Raw genomic sequence first — 20802 nt, forward strand, 5'->3', positions numbered from 1 at the left:
TCACTGCCTCCGGTGCGCGGGAACGAGATGCGGGGCGATGCTGGCGAACTTCTCGCAGGTCTCGGCGTACTCCCGGAGCGGCCGGGAATCGGCGACGACACCCGCGCCGGCCTGCAGCCAGGTCCGTCCGCCGTGGGTGTGCAGGCAGCGCAGCGCGAGCGCGGCGTCGAGGAAGCCGTCCTGTCCGACCTGCACGACGGCACCCGCGTAGAGCCCTCGTCCGGTGGGCTCCAGCTCGGCCACGGTCTGGTAAGCGACCCTGCGCGGGATGCCGGAGGCGGTGATGGCCGGCGACAGCGCCGCGAGCGCTTCCCAGTTCGTGACGTCGGGCCGCAGCCGGCCGGCGACCCGGGAAGCCAGATGCTGGACGCTCCCGCGGGCCTCGACGTCCATGAACCGGCGGACGACGACGCTGTCAGAAGCGCAGATGCCGGCGAGGTCGTCCGTGACGGCACGGACGGACACCGCGTGCTCGAAGACCTCCTTGGCGTCGGACCACAGCTCGGCCCGCGCCAGCGCGTCCTGTTCCACACCGCGCCCGAGCGGGCGGGTGCCGGCGAGCGGCTGCGAGCTGACCTCGCCGTCCGCGCCGATCTCGGCGACGGTCTCCGGGCTGAACCCGACCGCGCGCGTGCCCGGCAGGTCGACGAGGAAGGTGCGGGCCGGGCTGTTCGCCCGGCGGCCCCGAAGGCAGGTCGCGGCGAGATCCACCGCGAACGGCACCGGGACACGCCGGGACAGCACGACCTTCGCGAGCCGACCGGCCTGGATGCGCTCCACCGCTGTCGCGACGGCCTGCTGATACGCGTCGGCGCCGGGCGTGACGACGTCGAGTGGGCCGGGCTGGTACCGCTCGCCACCTCCCGGGCCGTCGGCGGGCAGCCGCTCGACGGCGGCGAGCACACGGGCCACGGTGGCCTCGTCGGTGCCGCGGACATCGAGCCGCCGTGGGGTGATCCGGATTTCGACCTCCGGCACGATGAGCTGGGCCAACGGTGCCGCCGTCCGGTGACGCACGGCGCGCCCCGCGGCGTCGCCGCCCTCCCCGACGCCCTGGCCCGGGTGCCAGCCCGTGCTGAGGCCACCCGGGCCGACATCGGTGGCGAACTCGAAGGCGACCCAGCCGTAGGCCCGCCAGTCGTCCACGGGGAAGGTCGCGGCCAGCTGCGACAGCTCGACGACCGGGGAGCGGGTCACGGGCCGGTTGGTCTGGCGGTTGCCGTAGTGGACCACCACCCGGTCCCGGTGAAGGGTCACCCCGCACAGGGCACCGCCCGCGTACCACCAGGCGCCGTCGCGTTCGTAGAGCACGCACTGGTCGAACAGCCGGGCAGCGGCCAGACCGGTCGCGCAGGCCGCCGGGTCGGCGGGGCCGGTCACCGACCACGACCGATAGGACGTCGGCGTCGGCGGCAGGAGGGTGGTCTCGATGCGGGTCCTCATCGGTCAGCCCAGCCACGGGCGACGCTGGCTGCCGGTGTCTCCGGCAGGGCTGTCATCGTCGCCTCCGGCGCGGACGCGGTGGCCGCAAGTGACCTCTTGTCGACCTTGCCGACGGCGGTCAGCGGGAGTGCGTCGACGACCCGCACCCGTTCCGGCGCCTTGTACGCGGCGAGGCCCCGCTCACGCAGGAAGGCGGCGACGTCGCGGGCGGTCGGCGGCGGCCCGTCGCAGACCAGGAAGGCGACCGGGCACTCGCCCCACTTCGGGTCCGGGGCGGCGACCAGCGCGGCGTCGACGACGTGCGGATACGCCCGCAGGTGCTCCTCCACCTCGACCGCCGCGATCTTCTCGCCGCCCTTGTTCACCTGGTCCTTCACCCGACCGACGACCTGCAGGTGGCCGCTGGGGAGCTGGCGGACGAGGTCACCGGTCCGCAGCAGGCCGTCGGCGGTGAACGCGAAGCGGTTGTGCGCCTCGGCCCGGTAGTAGCCGCGCAGCGTGCACGGGCCCCGGGTCAGCAGTTCGCCGACCTCGCCGGGGGGAACGGGCCGGTCGTCCTCGTCGGCCACGACGATCTCGTCGGCCGGGGACATCGGCCGCCCCTGGGTGGTGTGCCGCAGCTCGGCAGGGTCGTCCGGCTGGGTGTAGCAGACGAGCCCTTCGGCCATGCCGTACACCTGCTGCACCGGCACGCCGAGCGTCGCCTCGGCGCGGGCGGCGAGGTCGTCGGGGATCCGCGCGCCGCCGACCTGCAGCAGCCGCAGGCTGGACAGGTCCGGTCGGCTGATGGCGAACTCGTCGAGCCAGTAGGGCACCAGCGGCGGGGTGAGCGCCACGGCCGTGGCCCGTTCCCGCTCGACGAGGCGCAGTGTGGTGGTGGGGCTGGGGTCGCGGGCCAGCACGACGGTGCCGCCGGCGACGAGGGTACCCAGCACGCCGGGCGAGCTGAAGGCGAAGTTGAACCCGACCGGCAGAACGACCAGGTAGACGGTGTCGGTGCCGAAGCCGCACACCTCGGCGGCGCTGCGGGCGGCGAGCAGGTAGTCGTCGTGGGTGCGGGGCACCAGTTTCGGCGTGCCGGTTGTGCCGCCGGACAGCAGCAGCGCGACGAGGTCGTCGGAGGTCGGCGCCCGGCCGCCGACGACCGGGCGCGCCGGTGGACCGGCCCGCTCTCCCTCGTCCAGCAGCGCGGGCCAGCCCATCACATCGCTCGCGCGGCCCGGCCCCTCCACGGTGGAACCGCCCGTGCTCCCCGCACGGCCCGCGACTTCTGCACCGCTACCGTCAGCGTGGGCACCGACGATGACCAGCAGCGGCGGTCTGTCCAGGCCTGCGCAGGCCTGCTCGGCGAGCCCACGGAGGTTCACCCGGCCGACGCGCTCGGCGACGACATAGGCGACGGGTTCAGCGGTGCTGAGCAGCGCCCGGATCTCCGCGAGCCGGTGGCCGGGCATCGCATGCACGGGAACCGCGCCCAGCCGGGCGAGCCCCAGCCACAGATGCACGAACTCCGCCCGGTTCGGCAGCTGGACCAGGACGCGGTCACCGTGGCGCACACCGCGGGCGGCGAATCCCGCGCAGACCCGGTCGGCGATCACGTCGAGGTCGGCGTAGGTCCACCGGGCCGCCCCATCGACGAGCGCGGTGCGCCCGCCGTGGCTGGCGGCGAGTTCTCGCAGCAGATCGCCGACGGTGCGCCCAGCCCACAGTCCCGCCTGCCGGTACCGGGCCGCGGTCGGCACCGGCCAGGGTTCCCAGCCCTCGCGCACTGCACCGCCCCCTCTCAGAAATTTTTCCCCGATCAACCCAACGCGGCCTACTGTAAATGAAAACCATGTTCATATGTAGCAATCGAGAAGTTCGTCAGTCACCGATGTGAAGCACCTCGGTAACTGACGGACAGGCCGGTGCACGCGTCCAGCACTCCGGAAGCTGAGGATCATGAACGTCGACGAACTGATCGCAGATCTCGCGGCCGAGGACATCGCGATCTGGCTGGAGGCCGGCGAGCTGCGGTTCCGGGCGCCGCGCGGCGCGATGACCCCGCAGCGACGCGCGGTGCTGCGTGAGCACCGCGAGGCGATCCGGTCGCACCTCGCCGACGGCCGCGTCCCGCAGGTGGCCTACACCGACGAGGCGCACCGTCACGAGCCGTTCCCGCTGTCGGACCTGCAGGCCGCCTACCTGGTCGGCCGCGGCGACCTCTACGAGCACGGCGGGGTCGCCTGCCACGCCTACATCGAGCTCGGCTATCCCGCGGGCCTCTCCCCCGACCGGGTGAGCGCCGCCTGGGAGGCCCTGGTCACGCGGCACGACATGCTGCGCGCCCTCGTGCACGCGGACGGCTACCAGGTAGTGCTACCCAGCCCGCCGCACACGCCGATCGACGTCGCCGACCTGCGCGGCCGGGGTCCCGACGAGGGCAGGGCGCGGATCGAGGCGGTGCGTGCCGAGCTCGGCCACCGGGTCGCCCGCACCGACCGCTGGCCGCTGTGCGTGCCGCGGATCACCTGGCTGGACGACGCCCTCGTCGTCCACCTCTCCCTCGACCTGCTGGTCGTGGACTACGCCAGCGCGCAGATCCTGCTGGCCGAGCTCGACCGCCTGTGTACCGACGCCGCCGCCGCCAGTGCCGCCCTGCCGTCGCTGGCCGTGACCTTCCGCGACTACGTGCTCGCCCGTCGGGCCGTCAGCGAGACCGCCGGCTACCAGCGGGACCGTGCGTACTGGCTCGGACGTCTCGACACCCTGCCCGCCGCGCCGGAGCTCCCCGCCGCGCCGCCGCCCACCGGGGACACCGCCGCCAAGGCCGCTCGCTTCGACCACCTGGAGCACCTGCTGACCGCGGCCGAGTGGGCCCGGCTGCGCGAGACCGCCCGCTCCCACGGCCTGACGGTCTCCGCGGTACTTCTCACCGCCTACGCCGAGGTGATCGGCAGGTGGAGCCGGACCCCGCGGTTCACCCTGAACCTGCCGGTCTTCCAGCGGCTGCCCGTCCACCCCGACATCGAGGCGGTCGTCGGCGAATTCACCGCCGTCGAGCTGCTCGCGGTGGACCTCACCGAACCGGCGGGCTTCGCCGACCGGGCCACCGCCGTCTCCGCGCAGCTGATCGAGGACCTCTCGCACCCGCTGTTCACCGGCAGCGAGGTGCTCGCCGAGCTGGCGCACCGCACCGGGCAGCGCCCGCTGATGCCCGTCGTCTTCACCAGCACCCTCGACACCGCCCCGCAGGCCGATGCCTCGAGCACCGTCCGGTACGCGATCAGCCAGACGCCGCAGGTGTGGGTCGACTGCCAGGTGATGCCCCGGGCCGGTGGGCTGTCGCTGTCCTGGGACGTCCGCCGCGGGGTCCTCCCGGACGGGCTGGCCGGCGCCGCGTTCGGCTCCTATGTCGAGGCGGTGCGCCGGCTCGCCGCGGACTCGGCCGCATGGACCGGTCCGGCCCCGGTGACACTGCCGGACACCCAGCTCACGGTGCGCCGGGCGGTGAACGACACCGCGGGCCCGGTGCCGGGCGGGCTGCTGCCCGAGGGGGTACTGGCCCAGGCCGCGCGGACCCCGGACGCCGTCGCCGTGGCCTCGGCGCCGCGCGACCTGACCTACCGGGAGCTCGCCGCCGAGGCCCGTGCTGTGGCCGCCCGGCTCACCGCCGCCGGGGTCGGGCCGGCCGAACCTGTCGCGATCGGCATGGACAAGGGCTGGGAGCAGGTCGTCGGCGTGCTGGGGGTGCAGCTGGCCGGTGCCGCCTACCTGCCGGTCGACACCAGCCAGCCGGCCGCCCGCCGGGCGGCGATCCTCGCCGACGCCGGTGTGCGCCTGCTGCTCACCCAGCCGTGGCTGGCCGAGTCCGCGGGCTGGCCGGCCGGCATCGAGGTTCTCGACGTCACGGCGCCCACCGGGACCGACCTGCCTGACGCGACCGAGCCGGGCCCGACGGGTCTGGCGGGCCAGACGGCCGGGAACCCGCCGGCCGACCCGGACGACCTGGCCTACGTCATCTACACCTCGGGGTCGACCGGAACCCCGAAGGGCGTGATGATCAGCCATCGGGCGGCGCTCAACACGGTCGTTGACATCAACAGCCGGTTCAAGATCGGGCCGGGTGACGCGGTGCTCGGGCTGGCGAGCCTCGGCTTCGATCTGTCGGTCTACGACGTGTTCGGCCCGCTGTCCGTCGGCGCGCGGCTGGTGCTGCCGGACGCGGACCGCCGCTCCGACCCGTCGCACTGGGCCGGGCTCGTCCGCGACGCCGGGGTGACGATCTGGAACTCGGTCCCCGGCCAGCTGCAGATGCTCGCCGAGTTCCTACGCTCCGTGCCCGTGCCCGTGCCCGAGGCCGAGGCCGAGGCCGAGCTGCCGACGCTGCGCCTCGCGATGCTGTCCGGGGACTGGATCCCGGTGCCGCTGCCCGACGAGATCCGCCGGCTCGTACCCGGGCTCGCCGTCGTCAGCCTCGGCGGCGCGACCGAAGGCGCGATCTGGTCGATCGCGCACCCGGTCGGCGTCGTCGACCGCGACCGGCCGAGCATCCCCTACGGCACGCCGCTGACCAACCAGACCTTCCACGTGCTCGATGGCGCGATGCGCGACCGGCCCGACTGGGTGCCCGGCGAGCTGTACATCGGCGGCACGGGGGTCGCACTCGGCTATCTCGGGGACGAGCGGCGCACCGCCGAGCGGTTCGTGGAACATCCGGTCACCGGCGAACGGCTCTACCGGACCGGCGACCTGGGCCGTTACCACCCCGACGGCACCATCGAGTTCCTCGGCCGCGAGGACGACCAGGTCAAGATCCGCGGCTACCGGATCGAGCTGGCCGAGGTGGAGACCGCCGTCCTCACGAATCCCCGGGTCGGGGCCGCCGCTGTCGTCGTCGACGACGCCGGCCCGTCCGGGCGCCGGCTCGCCGCCTTCGTCGAGCCGGCCCACCTCACCGACGACGACACTCGCGTGGCCTACTTCCCCGCCACGGATGCGCAGGCGGCCGGCCACGACGCGGCCGAGGCGACGCACCACGACGCGGAACCGGTCGACCCGCAGGCGCTCGACCGGTTCCTGACCGCCATGGACGACGTCGCGCTCGGCCTGATGGCCCGTACCCTCGCTGACGCCGGTCTGCCCACCGGACCGGCGCCGCGCGACCCCGCGCCGACGCCGGGAATCGCACCGCTGGATCCCGAGGCCGTGTGCGCGGCGCTGCGGGCCACCCCGACCAGCGCGCACGTCGTCCGCCGCTGGCTGCGGGCGCTCGCCACCACCGGCCGCCTCGACGCGGTCACCGGACGGCTTGCTGCGGACGCCGTGCCGGACGACGAACAGCTCGCCACTCTGTGGAGCCGGCTGGACGACGCCGAGGCGGCGGTCTCCTACGGCACCGACCTCGTCGCGGTGATGCGGACCTGCGCCGCGCACCTGCCCGCGCTGATCAACGGCGAGCTCGACATCCGGGCGCTGCTGTTCCCCGGCGCCGACACCGACGTGCTCGCCGCCGCCTACCGGGACAACCTCGCCCTTCGGCATCTGCACCGCGGCGCGGCCGCGGCCGCCCGGCGGATCGCCGCGCTGCACGCCGCCGGGCCCCGCGCCGACGAGCCGCTGCGGGTCCTGGAGATCGGCGGCGGGGTGGCGGCCACCACCGCCGAGCTGGTGCCGGCGCTCGCCGAGTTCGGCGCCGACTATCTCTACACCGACCCGTCGCGGTTCTTCGTCCGGGAGGCGGAGCCGCGCTTCCCGGAGTTCCCCTGGGTCCGGTTCGCGGTGTTCGACCCGGCGGCGGACCCGCGCCCGCAGGGGCTGACCCCGAACTCCTTCGACGTCGTCGTCTGCCCCAACGTGCTGCACAACGCCACCGACATCCCGAGCACGCTGGCGGCGCTGACCGAGCTGCTCGCGCCGGGCGGCTGGCTGCTGGTCATGGAGAACGCCCGTGACGACCACCATCCGCTGCTGGTCTCCCTGGAGTTCCTGGAGGCGACGTCCGGCCCCCGCACCGACCTGCGGGCCGCCGCCGGCCAGTCCTTCCTGACCGACCCGCAGTGGGCCGCGGTGCTCGCGGACGCCGGCGCCGACGTCGCGGCGGCCCTGCCGCACGCCGACCATCCGCTGCACCGCACCGGCCAACGCCTCTTCCTGGCGCGGGCGAAGACCGACCGGGCGCCGGTCAGTCCGGCGACGCTCGGCCAGCACACCGCCGACCGGCTGCCGGAGTACATGGTCCCCGCCGTCTGGCAGGTCGTCGACGCGCTGCCGCGGACCGGCAACGGCAAGACCGACCGGACGCGGCTCGCCGGCTGGCTGCCGCGGGCCGACGGCCCGGCCGTGCGAGCCACCCGCTCCGCGGAACCGGCGGACGCGATGGAGAGCCAGCTCGCCGGCCTGTGGGCCGAGCTGCTCGGGGTCGCGCGGATCGGCCGGCACGACGACTTCTTCGCCCTCGGCGGCGACTCGCTGCTCGTCGCCCGGATGGTCGGCCAGGTCCGCGAGCGCATCCCCGACGTCGTCACGCTGGAGTGGGAGGTGGTCCTGCGCCACCTGCTGCGCCAGCCGACCGTCGCCGCGCTCGCCGAGTTCCTGCGCGCGGCGACCGCCCTCGGCCCGGCGGGCCGGGACAGCGAGACGGGCCCGGGATCGGGCTCGGGCTCGGGCGGGCCCGGCGGCGTTACCGGCTCAGCCCTGGTCGAGCTGCACGGAGCCGGCCTCACCAACCCGGGCGCGCCGGTCACCGTGCTGGTGCATGCCGGCACCGGCACGCTGATGCCCTACCGCGCGCTCGTCACCGAGATCCGCCGGCGCTCCGCCGGTACAGCCGCCCTGATCGGCCTGGAGGTGCCCGACCTGGCCACCTACCTGGACGCGGAACCCACCGGGCAGGTCGAGGCGCTCGCCGCCGGGTACGTGCGCGGCCTGCTCGACCTCGCCGGCGACGCCGCCGGTCACCGGGAGATCCACCTCGTCGGCTACTGCCTGGGCGGTCTGATCGCGCTGGAGGTCGCCCGCGGCCTGGCCGAGGCCGGGGCGCCGCCCGCGTCGCTGACCGCGATCAGCTCGCACAGCCCGCGGTTCCGGCTCGACGACGCCCTGCTCGCCGAGTACTCGTTCGCGGTGATGATGGGCATCAACCCGCCCGACATCGGCTTCCCCGCGGACGAGACGGAGGTCGCGCGGGCGAGTGAGGCGGTGCTCGCGGACACCCCCGGTGTACTGCGTGCCGGTGGGATGGCCGAGCTGGACGGGCCATTCGCCGACGTCGCGGCCCGGTTCCGCGAGCTGGCCGGCCTGCCGCGTGAGGAGCGCGTCGAACGGATGTGCCGGGCGGTCCCCGCCTCCGCCGGCATGTACACGCCGGACCACATGACCCGGCTGCTGCGCACCTTCCAGCAGAGCGTGTTCTCGATCAGYCGCTACCTGCCGGAGCCGTATGCCGGCGACGTCACGTTCCTGCGCCACAGCGGGACGTATCCGTTCCCCGGCAGCAAGGAGGCGGTGACCRGGCAGTGGGAGGAGGTCTGCCTCGGCGACCTGCGCATCATCGACGTCCCCGGTGACCACTTCACCTGCCTGTCCGTCGAGCACTCGCCCGGCGTGCTCCGGCTGATCGGCGAGCTCACCAGCGGCGCGGTGACCCGGTGAACGGCCACGTCGTCGGCGTGCTCGGCGCGTCCGGCATGGTCGGTCAGGGCGCCGCCGTCCAGCTGCGCAGGCTCGGCGCCGACCGGCTGCGGCTGGGCGCCCGCCGGCCCGACGCGCTGCGCCGGCTCGTCGGTGGGCGACTGGACGGCCACGGCGAGGTGCGACCGGCCGACGCGACCGACCCGGAGAGCCTGGCCGCGTTCTGCACCGGCTGCGACATCGTGATCAACTGCGCCGGGCCGACCTACCAGCTGAAGGAGACCGTGGCGGCCGCGGCCGTCGCGGCCGGCGCGCACTGCGTCGACGTCGCGGGCGACGACCCGGCCCACGAGCGGATGGTCGCGCGGGGGCTCGCCGGCACCGACCGTGCGGTCGTGTTCTCCGCCGGCGTGCTGCCCGGGCTGTCGAGCATCGTCCCGCGCTGGATGGCGCGCGCCTTCGAGCGCCCCGCGACCCTGACCGCCCATGTCGGCGGCCGGGAGCCATGCTCCCCGGTGGTCGCCGCGGACATGCTGCTGTCGCTGCGGACCGGCGGCGCGGACGGGGCCGCGTTCGGCGAGGCGCTGGCCGCCTGGCGGGCCGGCCGGCGCCGCTCCCGGGTGCTGCGCGCCACCGAGCGAAACCGGGTGCCAGGCTTCCCCGGCCTGGTCGCCGCCACACCGTTCCTGTCGGCGGAGACCGAGCGCCTCGCCCGGGCCCTGGCCCTCACCGACGTCGACTGGTTCAACGTCCATCCGGGCAGCGCGGTGCGGGCCGAGATGCTGCGGCTGCCGCACTACCTGACCGAGGCGGCGGGTCCGGCGGGAGCCGTCGACCCGACCAGCACCACCGCCGGGACGGGGGCCGGGGAGTCGTTCGGCGTCCGGCTCGCCCGGGCCGCCGAGCTCGACCTCGCCGGACGCAGCCCGTTCTACGCGATGGCCTTCGCGATGACCGGGCGGGCCGCGGGCGGACCGGCCGGTCGGACCGTCCTGCTGCGGACTCCCAGCAGCTACCACCTGACCGGCCTGGTCGGGGCGCTGGCCGCCCAGCACGTGCTCGCCGGTGACGTGCCGCCCGGCCTGCACTTCGCCGCGGACGTCCTCGACCCGGAACTGATCGTCGACGGGCTGCACGCCGCGTCGGCGTCGCTCGCCCTCTCCCTGACCGTCTCGGACACCGCCCCGGCCCGCGGCGACAGCCGTTCCCCGGCGGACGCCGGCCCGGACCTGTCCGCGGAGGACCTGGTCGAGGAGGGTGTGCTGTGACACCGCCCGCGCCGCCCGCGCTCCCCCCGGTCCCCCCGCGCCCCCTGCGTGTCGTCGTGTGCGGAACGAACTTCGGCCGGCTMTACGCCGAGGCGGTACGTGCGCTGCCCGAACAGTTCACGCTGGCCGGGGTGCTCAGCCGCGGCAGCGCCTACTCCCGGTCCTACGCCGACCGGCTCGGGGTCACGCACCTCGACGCCGTCGAGAACGTGCCCGACGACGTCGAGGTGGCCGTCGTCGCCGTGGGGTCGACGGTGTCCGGCGGGGCCGGCAGCGAGCTGGCCGGCGCGCTGCTGCGCCGTGGGGTCCACGTGCTGCAGGAACACCCCGTGCACCCCACGGAACTGCTCGCCCAGACCCGGCTGGCCCGCGCCGCCGGCGTGCAGTACCAGGTCAACACGCACTACCACCAGGTCGAGCCGGTCCGGCGCTTCCTCGACGCCGCCGCCCGGCTGCGCGCCGTCGAACCGGTCCGTTTCGTCGACACGGCCACGTCCGTGCACGTCCTGCTGCCACTGCTGGACATCCTCGCCCGGGCTCTCGGCGGGGTCCGCCCGTGGAGCCTGGAGCCGACGGACGGCGGGGCGGCCCCGGGCTCCGCTCCTCCGGCCGCCGGGGTCCGGGGGCTGCGCGCACTGGCCGGGCAGCTCGGCGGCGCCGCCGTCCATCTGCGGGTGCACAACGAGCTCGACCCGCACGACCGGGACAACCAGGCGCTGCTGTGGCACCGGGTGACGCTCGGCACCGACGCGGGGGTGCTCACCCTCGCCGACACCCACGGGCCGGTGCTGTGGAGCCCGCGGCTGCACGGCCGCCGCGACGCAGACCGCCGGCTGCTGCTGGACAGCCCGGCCGCCGACTATCTGGACCAGCCCAGCACCGCGACGCTGCCGGGTACCGAGCCACTCCGGCAGCGGGACGTGGTCGGCGGCCTGTGGCCGCAGGCGATCCGCCGGGCACTGCGCGCCTTCGCCGCCCGGATCGACGCCGGTGCGGACCCGCTGCCCGCGGCCCAGTTCGACCTGTCGGTCGCCCGGATCTGGACGCATGTCACCGGCCGGCTCGGCCCGCCGGACACCGTCCGGGCGAGCGAGCCCCGGCGGATCACCGCCGCCGACCTGGCCGGCGACCAGCCCGCCGACGACCAGCCCGACCCCGACGAGGCGGCGGAAGACCCCGCGGAGCCCTACACCCCCACCGCCGAGTTCTTCGACCTGGTCGCGGCCGACCACGTGGGACGCAACAGCGCCCCGCGGGTCGTGCGCGCGCTGCGCGGGCTCGACCTCGGCCGCGGCCCGGTGGTCGAGGTCGGCGCCGGCACCGGACTGCTCACCGAGGCCGTCGCCCGGGCCTTCCCGACCGTGGAGATCATCGCGTTCGAGCCGGCGGCGGGGATGCGGGCGGTGCTCTCCGGGCGGGTGATGCGCGATGACGACCTGCGGCGCCGGGTCACCGTCAGCCCGCTGGCCGCGCCGGACCTCGCCGCCGACCTGCCGGACTCGATCAGCGCCGCGCTGGTCTGCGGCGTCGCCGGTCATCTCGACGCCGAGCAGCGGCGGACCACCTGGCGCGTCCTGGCCGAGCGGATGGCTCCCGGCGCGGCGATCGTCGTCGAGCTGATGAACCTGCCGGGCGCGACCCGGATCGAGCGGGCCCGTCTGGGCCGGGCGGACCTCGGCGAGCAGTCCTACGAGTGGTGGTTCGAGGCCGAGCCGGCCGAGCCGGCCAAGCCCGGCCTGCCCGGCAAGGGCCTGCCGGACGGGAGCCCGCTGGACAGCAGCCCGCCGAACGGCAGACCGCCGGACGAGGGCCTGATGGCCCTGCGGACGACCTGGCGGGTGCTGCGCGCCGGCGAGGTCGTCCGCGAGGTCGACGACACCTACCAGTGGCGGGTCGTCGACCTGCGGGCGCTCGCCGTGGAGGCGGGCCTCGCCCACGGCCCGCCCGACGAGTCGAACGCCCCGCACGCGACCACGATCGGGACGCTCATCGTCCCGCATCCCTCCCCATCCGCTGACCCTCCCTGTCCGTCCGCTGAAGGGACCACACGTTGACCGGCCGTCCCACCGCCGACCCCACCACGGCGAACCTTCCCGACACCGGATCTCCCTCTGAGGCTGCCGGGCCCGCACCCGACGTGGGCACCCCGCCCGCCTTCCCCCTGCCACGCACCTGCCCGTTCGCCCCACCTCCGGACTACGCGCGGCTGCGCGACGGCCAGCCGGCGTTCCAGGTCCGACTGCCGACCGGCGCACTCGCCTGGGTGGTCAGCCGCTACGCCGACGTGCGGGCGCTGCTCGCCGATCCGCAGGTCAGCGCGGACGCGCGGCACCCCTCGTTCCCGGCGATGGGCGTCGGGGAGCGGGAGACCGCCGCCCGCAACCGGCCGTTCATCCGGACCGACCCGCCGGACCACACCCGCATCCGCAGGATGCTGCAGGCCGAGTTCACGGCCCGCCGGGTCCGGGACATGGTGCCGGGCCTGACCGCCTTCGCCGAGTCGCTGGTCGACGAGATGATCGCCACCGGCCCCCCGGTGGATCTCGTCTCCGTGTTCGCGAACCGGATGTCGACGGCGACCGTCCTCAACCTGATGGGGGTACCCACCGACAACCTGGAGTTCTTCCGCGATGTCACCCGCATCTCCGGTGGCCGGGGCAGCACCGCCGAAGAGGCGCAGGCCGCGCTCGGCAACATGTTCCGGATGTTCAACGAGCTGATCGACCGCCGGCTCACCGAGCCGGGTGAGGACCTGCTGTCCCGGCTCGTGGTGAACCACCTCGCAACCGGCGCGGTCAACCGCCAGGAACTCATGTCGACCATCGGCATCACGATCGTCGCGGGCCGGGAGACGACCACCAGCATGATCGCGCTGGGTACGGCGGTGCTGCTGGAGAACCCGGACCTCGTCACCGCGTTGCGCGCGGACCCGGCGCTGCTCGGGCCGACGGTCGAGGAGCTGCTACGGCTGCTGTCGGTCGCCGACTCGATTCCGCTGCGCGTCGCCACCGCCGATCTCGACGTCGGCGGGGTGCGGGTGCCCGCGGGCGACGGCCTCATCCTGCTGCTCGCCGGGGCCAACCACGACCCCGGCGTGTTCCCCGACCCGGAGCGTTTCGACCCGCACCGGACGAACCGCCACCATGTCGCGTTCGGTTTCGGGATCCACCAGTGCATCGGGGCGAGCCTGGCGCGGGCCGAGCTGGAGATCTCCTACGAGGTCCTGCTGCGCCGGCTGCCCGATCTGCGGCTCGTCGTGCCGGTCGCGGAGCTCGAGCTGCGCAACGACTCGGCGACGTTCGGCGTCGAGGCGATGCCGGTGGCCTGGTGAGCCAGCCCGGACCGGCGGCGMCGGCGGCGGGTGCCGTCCGCCGCTACGCGCCGCGCCCGGCGGCCAGGCTGCGGCTGGTCTGCTTCCCGCACGCCGGCGGCGGCGCGAGCAGCTTCCGGGCCTGGGCGGCGCTGCTGCCACCCACCGTGGAACTGCTGGTAGTCCAGTACCCGGGCCGGGAGGACCGCTCTCACGAGCCCTGCGCCGTGGACCTGCACGGCTTCGCCACCGCGGCGGCCACCGACCTGCTGCGCTACGTCGACCGGCCGTACGCGGTGTTCGGGCACAGCATGGGCGCGGTCATCGGCTACGAGACGGCCCAACGGCTGCGCTGGCACGGCCGCGCCGAACCGGTGCGGCTCGTCGCCTCCGGCCGGGCCGCCCCCGACGAGGAGCTCGGCGGCACGCTGCACCGCGCCGACGACGACGCGCTGTGCGCGGAGCTCGCCCGGCTCGGCGGCACGGCGACGGAGGTGCTCGCCGACCCGGACGTGCGCCGGGCGGTCCTCGGCTATGTGCGTGCCGACTACCGGATGGTCGAGACGTACCGGCCCCGGCCCGTCGACCCGCTGACCTGCCCGCTGACGGTGTTCACCGGCGACGCGGACCCGGAGTGCGACGAGGAGCGTGCGCACACCTGGGAACGCTTCACCAGCGGCCGGTTCAGCGTCCGAGTCTTCCCCGGTGACCACTTCTACCTGGGCCCCCGGCGCGGGCAGGTGGTCTCCACCCTGCTCGGCCTGCTCGACCCGGCGCTGGTCGGCGCGCAGGCCGCCTGGCCCAGCACGCCGTGACGGGGCCGCACGGGCACCGAGCGCCCGGAGCTTTGGACGGAGATCACCGTGCGTGACTACTACTCGCCGATGGCGGAGTTCTACGAACTGGTCGCCCGTCGGCAGGCGGCGGCGAGCGGACCGCCGCTGGCCGCGGCGCTGAGCGCGCTGCCGGCTGGGATCGGCCCGGTCGTCGAGATCGGCGCGGGCACCGGCCGCCTCACCGAGGTGATCGCCGCCGCGCTGCCCACCGCACCGATCGTGGCGGCCGAGCCGTCGGCGACGATGCGCGCGATCCTCACCAGCCGGGTGGCGTCCCGCCCGGAACTGCGCGGCCGGGTGACCGTCGTCGACGGCGCCGTCCCCGGGCTCGCGCTGCCGCCACGGATCGGCGCCGCGGTGGTCTTCGGCGTCGCCGGCCATCTACCCGGCCCGGACCGGGTGACGCTGTGGCGCCGGCTGCGCGAACGGCTGGCGCCCGGCGGCATCATCGTGGTCGAGCTGATGGGGGCCCGGACGCCCCGCGTCCTGCCCCCCACGCTGACGGTGGTGGATACCGTCGGCCGGCGGCGCTACGAGTGGTGGGTGGAAGGCCGGCCCGGCGGATCACCGGGCCTCATGCGGTTCACCACCACCTGGCGGGTCTACCACGGGGACAAGCTGGTCAGGACCGTCGACGACTCCTACGACTGGTGGACCCAGGACGCGGCCGATCTCGCGGCGGAGTCCGGGCTGAACTGCGCGGACGTCAGCGGTGCCGCTGAGGGCACGTTCCGCGTCGTCGTCCTCACGGCAACGACGAACCCGCCGGTAGGCGCGCCGCCGCGGGCGACGCAGGGGCTCGACCCGCCGCCGCCGGACATCAGGCCGAGCCGCCGTGCGGGCCTCGCGTCCTGACCCTTCACACTCCCCAAGCTCGAAACGAGGACACGAACGGTGACCGCATCAGCTCCCGCGGATCACGACGGAACTCATGGCGGAATCCGGACCCCGGACGAGGCGATGGAGGGTACCCGCGTGCGGGACGGAGATCTGCCCGGTCTTATCACTCTGGTCGTCGGCGCGGCCGGCGGGATCGGCGGTGCCGTCGTCGAGCTGGCGGCGCGCGAGGGTGCCCGGGTGGTCGCGGCCGACCGCGACGAGCCGGCCGCGGCACGGCTGGCACGGCGGCTCACCGGCCAGGGGCCGGCAGTCCTCGCCCGAGCGGTCGACGTCACCGACGAGGCGTCGGTGACCGCGCTCGTCGACAGCGTGGAGGCCGAAGTGGGCCCGATCGGCGCTCTCGTCAACTGCGCCGGGGCGGTGCGCGTCGCCGACGTCGCGGCGACCACAGTCGCGGACTGGCGGGCGATGCTGGAGGTGAACGCCACCGGGGTGTTCCTGGTCAGCCAGTCGGTCGGCGCCCGGCTGGCGTCACGACGGCGCGGGAGCATCGTCACCGTCGCCTCGGACGCGGCCGGCGTCCCGCGCAGCGGGATGGCGGCGTACGCCGCCGCGAAGGCCGCGGCCGCACATCTCACCCGCTGTCTCGCACTGGAACTCGCCCCCGCCGGGGTGCGCTGCAACGTGGTCTGCCCCGGCGTGACGGACACCCCGCTGGCGCGGGCCGCCTGGCCAGGTCCGGACGGGCTCACGCGGGCGGCCGGCGCGACMCCGGAGCGGTTCCGCAACGCGATCCCGCTCGGCCGGGCCGCGCGGCCCGCCGACGTCGCCGAGGCCGTCGTGTTCCTGCTGTCCGACCGTGCCCGGCACATCACCGGGCACAGCCTCTACGTCGACGGTGGTGCCGCGCTGCGCGGCTGAGGAGACACCACAGGCCTCAGTCCACTCCCGTCCCCGCCCGCCATGCCATCAAGATCGCGCGCTTGTCCAGCAAGCGAGCTCCCCGCACCGAGGAGGACAGTCACATGGCCCTTCCGCCCGTGCCGGACTATCCGATGCCGTCACCGGACCAGCTGCCGCCGAGCCGGGTCGACTGGCGCTGCACGCCGGCCAGGGCCGCGCTCCTCGTCCACGACATGCAGGCTCACTACCTGGCGCCATACCCGGAGACGGCCTCACCGAGACGGGAGCTGATCGCGAACACGGCCTCCCTGTGCCACGCGGCCCGCGCCGCCGGGATCCCGGTGTTCTGGAGCGTGGCTCGGCCCGCCGCCGACCGGGCCGAGCGCGGCCTGCTCTGGGACTTCTGGGGCGCCGGCATGGCCGGCGACGGCGGGCGCCTCGTCGCCCCGCTGGCCCCGTCCGCCGACGAGGGCACCGTCGTGAAGCACCGCTACAGCGCGTTTCACCGGACCGACCTGCTGCACCGGCTCGCGGCGGCCGGACGTGACCAGCTGGTGATCTGCGGCGTCTACGCGCACATCGGCGTCTACGCGACGGCATGCGACGCCTTCATGTCCGACGTCGCCCCGTTCCTCGTGGCCGACGCGGTCGCCGCGTTCAGCCCAGAACAGCATCTGGGCGCGCTCAGGCTCGCCGCAGGCCAGTGCGCCGCCGTGCTGACCGCCACGCAGATCCTGACCAGCTGGTCCTGAAAAGCTTGTCCACCCCCTGACCGAAGCCGCCCAGGCGAGTCAGCGAACGAGGCCGATGCCCCGCACGAATCGGCCGACCACGGCGAGGTAGCTCCGAACGAACACATCCGGGCGAGCCACGCCGCGGAGAAGCGCCGGATCCCGGCCGACCCGTGCGACAACGACGTTGGGAAGGACGCTGATGACCTCGGAGAACCAGATGCCAGCGACCGGCGAGGACCGGCCAGACCAGGCGGACCCGGACCCGGACCCGGACCAGGCGATCGCGGCGTGGAAGGTACTGGCGCCGCTCATGGACCTGGTGACCCCGATGGCGCTTCGGGTCGCCGCGACGCTGCGGCTCGCGGACTTCACGCCGGATGACGGCGCCGCCGACGGTACCGACCTGGATGTCCTGGCCGAAAGCGTCGAAGCCGACCCGAACGCGCTGGCCCGCGTGCTGCGCCACCTGACCCAGCACGGGATCTTCACTGAGCCAGGCCCGGGAAGGTTCGCGGCCAACCCCGCCGCCGCGCTGCTGCGCACCGGTGCACTAGGGGCCGCCTGGCTGGACCTGACAGGCTTCGGTGGCCAGATGGATCTGGCGTTCACCGGCCTCCTGCACACCGTGCGCACCGGCGAACCGGCCTGGGAGCAGGTCTTCGGCCAGCCGTTCTGGCCCTACCTCGACGCCAATCCCGCGATCAGCGCCTCCTTCGACGCGGTCATGGCGATCGAGGCTGGCAACACCGCCGTGGCGACGGGCTTCGACTGGTCGACGGTCTCGCACGTGGCCGACATCGGCGGTGGGAGCGGCACGCTGATCGCCGAGGTGCTGCGCCACAACCCACATCTGCGCGGCACGCTGGCCGACCTGCCGAAGACCGCGGCGCGCGCCCGGGAGCACCTGGCCGGACTCGGCCTGGACAGCCGATGCGAGGTCATCGGCCAGAGCTTCTTCGACCCGCTGCCCGCTGGCCGGGACGTCTACCTGCTCACCCGCGTCATCCATGACTGGGACGACGCCGCCGCGAGCGCGATCCTGCGCCGCTGCGCGGAGGCGGCGGGCGCAGCCGGCCGGGTGCTGGTCATCGAATCCGCCCCCGAGCACGACCCCGCCGGATTCGCGGAGATGGACCTGCGCATGCTCGTCCTCGCGGGCGGTCGTGAGCGCACCCTCGACGACTACGCGGCCCTCGCCACCGACGCCGGTCTCCGCGTCGACAAGATCCACCACCAGGTAGAGCGCTACGTCATCATCGAGTGCGTCCCGGCATAGCCGCCGCCCACGCGAGCCAGCCGCGTTCCGCGGAACGCGGGCGACGAGGTCGGCCCCCGAGGTCCCGGACGAGGACGCCGGTCAGCAGATGCCCGGCGTTCCTCGCAGACGTCGCCCGTGGGCAGTGGAGCCGCTTCGCAGGAAGGGCTATCGGGGAGCCGGGGTGTCGTGTTCGTGGTGGTGGTGGTGGGGTTCCGGGTCGTCCCAGGCTGGTAGCGGGTCGTCGAACCGTCGCCAGGCGTAGGGGCCCGCGGCGAGTTCAGCGTCGGTGAGCAGGGCCGGGTCGAGCCGTCGGCGCGGTTCGTCGAGGTCCAGGCCGACGCCGATGAAGACCAGCTCCTGGGCGGCGGTGTGGCCGGTGAGCAGTTCGCCGGGTTCGATGGTCATGTTCGGCCCGGCCTGGGACCAGACGGCCAGGGTGTGTGGGCGGCTGGCGATGTGACAGAAGCCCTTGCTGCGCAGCACACCATCCCAGTCGCTGAGGGCGGTGGCCAGGCRGACGGGATGGAAGGGACGGTCGGCGCGGTAGGTGACCGAGCGGATGCCGTACTCCTCGGTCTCGGGGGTGTGGTTGCCGGCCAGTTCCTCGGCCCAGCCTGGTGAGCTGGCCGCAGTGACCGGGTCGTAGCGCCCGGTGTCGAGGACCTCCGCCAGGTCGATCACTCCGTGGCCGGCGCGGACGAGCCGGGCGTTCGGATTGAGCTTGCGTAGCAGCCCTTCGACGGTGGCGGCCTGGTCGGAGGTGGCCAGGTCCGTCTTGCCGAGTACCAGCACGTCGGCGAACTCGACCTGGTCGATCAGCAGGTCCGAGATGCCGCGTTCGTCGTCCTCTTCAGCCTCGAGGGAGCGTTCGACGAGGTAGTCGCCGCGCTCGAGCTCGGCCAGGAAGTTCGAGGCGTCGACCACGGTGACCATGGTGTCGAGGCGGGCGTGGTCGGAGAGGCTGCTGCCGTCCTCGAACGTCCAGTCGAATGTCGCCGCGACCGGCATCGGCTCGGAGATCCCGGTCGACTCGATGAGGATGGTGTCGAAGCGGCCTTCGCGGGCCAGCGAGCCCACGCTTTCGAGCAGGTCCTCGCGCAGGGTGCAGCAGATGCAGCCGTTGGTCAGTTCGACCAGGCGCTCCCCGCCCCGGCCGGAGACCAGCGAGGCATCGATGTTGACCTCGCTCATGTCGTTGACCACCACCGCGACCCGGCGCCCCTCACGGTTGGCGAGCACGTGGTTGAGCAGTGTCGTCTTGCCCGCCCCGAGGAAGCCGGACAGGACGGTGACCGGGACCCGCGGATCGGTGCTCACGCGGCACCGACCGTCGCCAGGTTCAGCCGGTAAGAGAGCACCTGCGGCTCCGTGCGCAGCGTGGACAGGCCCGCAGCGACGTCCGCGGGCAGGCGTTCCAGCACGGCCAGCGGGGCCTCGGTCAGCCGCACCGACTCCACCAGGTCGAACCCGTGGACCGGGCCGGCGAGGTCCGCGGGGTTGTCGCAGAACCACCGCACCCGGGCGGTCACCCTGCTCAGCGCGTCGTGCTCCTCCTGGTTCTCACGCATCCACGCGCCCCAGCTGTCGAAGGCCACCGTGCTGCCAGGCAGCCGGCGCGCGATCCGGTCGAGGACACCGTGCACCTCGTCGGCGTCGAGGAACCCCAGCACCGCCTCCGCGACGAACAGCCACGGCCCCGGCCTGGTGTCCGCCGCCAGGTCGAGCCAGTCGTCGTCGAGCACCGACGCGGCGACGGACCGGCGGCGCTCGTCATCGGCGAAGTACCGCCGCCGCAACGCCATCGCGTCCGGCAGGTCCAGCTCGATCCACCGGCCCCGGCCGGCCGCGATCCGCTCGTAGCGGGTGTTGAGACCGACACCGATCTCGACGACCGTCCCGGCGGGGTGGCGGTCAAGCCACGCCTCGACCCAGTGGTCGAACACCGCGGTCCGCCAGGCGGCACCGACCAGGCTGGGCAGCCCGTCGAAACGGGCGAAGTCGTAGTCAATCGCCTCCACGAGCTCGACCGCCCGCGGGTCGGCCACCAGGCGTTCGCCGCGCCGAACGATCTCCGCCCGGCCATACAGCGGAATGAGCAGCGTCTCGGCGACGGGCCCGAGGGCGACGCCGCCGGAAGCGTCCGTACCCGTCCGATCGGAGTCGGCCGACCCTTCGTCCGTGCGCCGCGCCACGACCCCTCCTTCACTGATGGCAACGATTTTCATTACGATAACGGCCGACGCCGATCCCGCACCCGAGGGCCCCCGGAGGCCACGGCGCGTCACTCCACCCTGGAGTCAGCCCGAACCCGCACCCAGCCCGACCCGACAGGTCGCCGCGACCGACACGCGGGATCGACCCACCGCCAGTGGACATCGGGACCACCCCTCAGGCATGATGAAAACGATTTTCATTACGGATGATTCACCTCAACCACTACCAGCAGCGGGCGGGTCGATGAACGGCCGCAGGAGACCTGTCGGGCAACACCAGATCAGCCGGAGCGAGCTGGCGGCACTGCTGCGCGCGCTGCGTGCGACAGGCCCGTTCGAGCGCCGGCCCTACCGGCCCCCGACCCTCCGCAGACCAGGAGAACGTC

At 74.2% G+C, this 20802-nt stretch carries 13 protein-coding genes; 9 read left to right on the forward strand and 4 right to left on the reverse strand.

The window, feature by feature from the left end:
- Both BBK14_RS36995 and BBK14_RS14325 read right to left on the reverse strand, forming a co-directional pair.
- The gene (locus BBK14_RS36995) at nucleotides 1-1443 is read right to left on the reverse strand and encodes a salicylate synthase (RefSeq protein ID WP_116430074.1); all 1443 of its coding nucleotides are present in this window, start codon (nucleotides 1441-1443) and stop codon (nucleotides 1-3) included.
- The gene (locus tag BBK14_RS14325; protein ID WP_071062776.1) at nucleotides 1440-3212 is read right to left on the reverse strand and encodes a (2,3-dihydroxybenzoyl)adenylate synthase; all 1773 of its coding nucleotides are present in this window, start codon (nucleotides 3210-3212) and stop codon (nucleotides 1440-1442) included. Before BBK14_RS14325 ends, BBK14_RS36995 begins: the two co-directional genes overlap by 4 nt.
- 172 nt (nucleotides 3213-3384) lie before the next feature.
- Between BBK14_RS14325 and BBK14_RS14330 the strand changes: the two genes are divergently transcribed.
- From BBK14_RS14330 to BBK14_RS14370, 9 genes are all read left to right on the forward strand, one after another.
- The gene (locus tag BBK14_RS14330; RefSeq protein ID WP_071062778.1) at nucleotides 3385-9075 is read left to right on the forward strand and encodes a non-ribosomal peptide synthetase; all 5691 of its coding nucleotides are present in this window, start codon (nucleotides 3385-3387) and stop codon (nucleotides 9073-9075) included.
- Nucleotides 9072-10322, forward strand: a complete 1251-nt coding sequence (locus BBK14_RS14335; RefSeq protein ID WP_198541278.1) for a saccharopine dehydrogenase NADP-binding domain-containing protein — start codon at nucleotides 9072-9074, stop codon at nucleotides 10320-10322. Before BBK14_RS14330 ends, BBK14_RS14335 begins: the two co-directional genes overlap by 4 nt.
- Nucleotides 10319-12376 (forward strand): Gfo/Idh/MocA family oxidoreductase, encoded by a 2058-nt coding sequence (locus BBK14_RS14340; RefSeq protein WP_071062780.1) that lies wholly within the window; start codon nucleotides 10319-10321, stop codon nucleotides 12374-12376. The genes BBK14_RS14335 and BBK14_RS14340 overlap by 4 nt, the downstream gene beginning before the upstream one ends.
- The gene (locus BBK14_RS14345) at nucleotides 12373-13653 is read left to right on the forward strand and encodes a cytochrome P450 (RefSeq protein WP_198541279.1); all 1281 of its coding nucleotides are present in this window, start codon (nucleotides 12373-12375) and stop codon (nucleotides 13651-13653) included. The genes BBK14_RS14340 and BBK14_RS14345 overlap by 4 nt, the downstream gene beginning before the upstream one ends.
- Nucleotides 13650-14447: a thioesterase II family protein gene (locus BBK14_RS14350; RefSeq protein WP_071062784.1), complete on the forward strand. Its 798-nt coding sequence runs from the start codon at nucleotides 13650-13652 to the stop codon at nucleotides 14445-14447. Before BBK14_RS14345 ends, BBK14_RS14350 begins: the two co-directional genes overlap by 4 nt.
- 48 nt (nucleotides 14448-14495) lie before the next feature.
- On the forward strand, nucleotides 14496-15323 hold the full coding sequence (locus BBK14_RS14355; RefSeq protein WP_071062786.1) for a class I SAM-dependent methyltransferase: 828 nt from the start codon (nucleotides 14496-14498) through the stop codon (nucleotides 15321-15323).
- Nucleotides 15324-15362: 39 nt separating this feature from the next.
- Nucleotides 15363-16229, forward strand: a complete 867-nt coding sequence (locus BBK14_RS14360; protein ID WP_198541280.1) for an SDR family oxidoreductase — start codon at nucleotides 15363-15365, stop codon at nucleotides 16227-16229.
- Between the two features lie 104 nt (nucleotides 16230-16333).
- Nucleotides 16334-16963, forward strand: coding sequence for an isochorismatase family protein (locus tag BBK14_RS14365; protein WP_071062793.1), 630 nt, complete (start codon nucleotides 16334-16336; stop codon nucleotides 16961-16963).
- A 181-nt stretch (nucleotides 16964-17144) separates the two neighbouring features.
- Nucleotides 17145-18221 (forward strand): methyltransferase, encoded by a 1077-nt coding sequence (locus BBK14_RS14370; RefSeq protein WP_198541281.1) that lies wholly within the window; start codon nucleotides 17145-17147, stop codon nucleotides 18219-18221.
- Nucleotides 18222-18368: 147 nt separating this feature from the next.
- Here BBK14_RS14370 and BBK14_RS14375 read toward each other — a convergent pair whose 3' ends face one another.
- Together BBK14_RS14375 and BBK14_RS14380 are read right to left on the reverse strand one after the other, a co-directional pair.
- Nucleotides 18369-19520 (reverse strand): GTP-binding protein, encoded by a 1152-nt coding sequence (locus BBK14_RS14375; protein ID WP_071062795.1) that lies wholly within the window; start codon nucleotides 19518-19520, stop codon nucleotides 18369-18371.
- Nucleotides 19517-20395 carry a class I SAM-dependent methyltransferase gene (locus BBK14_RS14380; RefSeq protein WP_198541282.1) on the reverse strand — a complete coding sequence of 293 codons (879 nt, stop codon included), beginning with the start codon at nucleotides 20393-20395 and terminating at the stop codon, nucleotides 19517-19519. The genes BBK14_RS14375 and BBK14_RS14380 overlap by 4 nt, the downstream gene beginning before the upstream one ends.
- Between the last annotated feature and the right edge of the window lie 407 nt (nucleotides 20396-20802).

This window comes from Parafrankia soli (assembly GCF_001854695.1).
Classification (GTDB): Bacteria; Actinomycetota; Actinomycetes; order Frankiales; family Frankiaceae; genus Parafrankia; species Parafrankia soli.

Coding starts and splice junctions, on each gene's coding strand:
- BBK14_RS36995 (WP_116430074.1), bottom strand. CDS start 1,443: ATGAGGACCCGCATCGAGACCACCCTCCTGCCGCCGACGCCGACGTCC.
- BBK14_RS14365 (WP_071062793.1), top strand. CDS start 16,334: ATGGCCCTTCCGCCCGTGCCGGACTATCCGATGCCGTCACCGGACCAG.
- BBK14_RS14370 (WP_198541281.1), top strand. CDS start 17,145: ATGACCTCGGAGAACCAGATGCCAGCGACCGGCGAGGACCGGCCAGAC.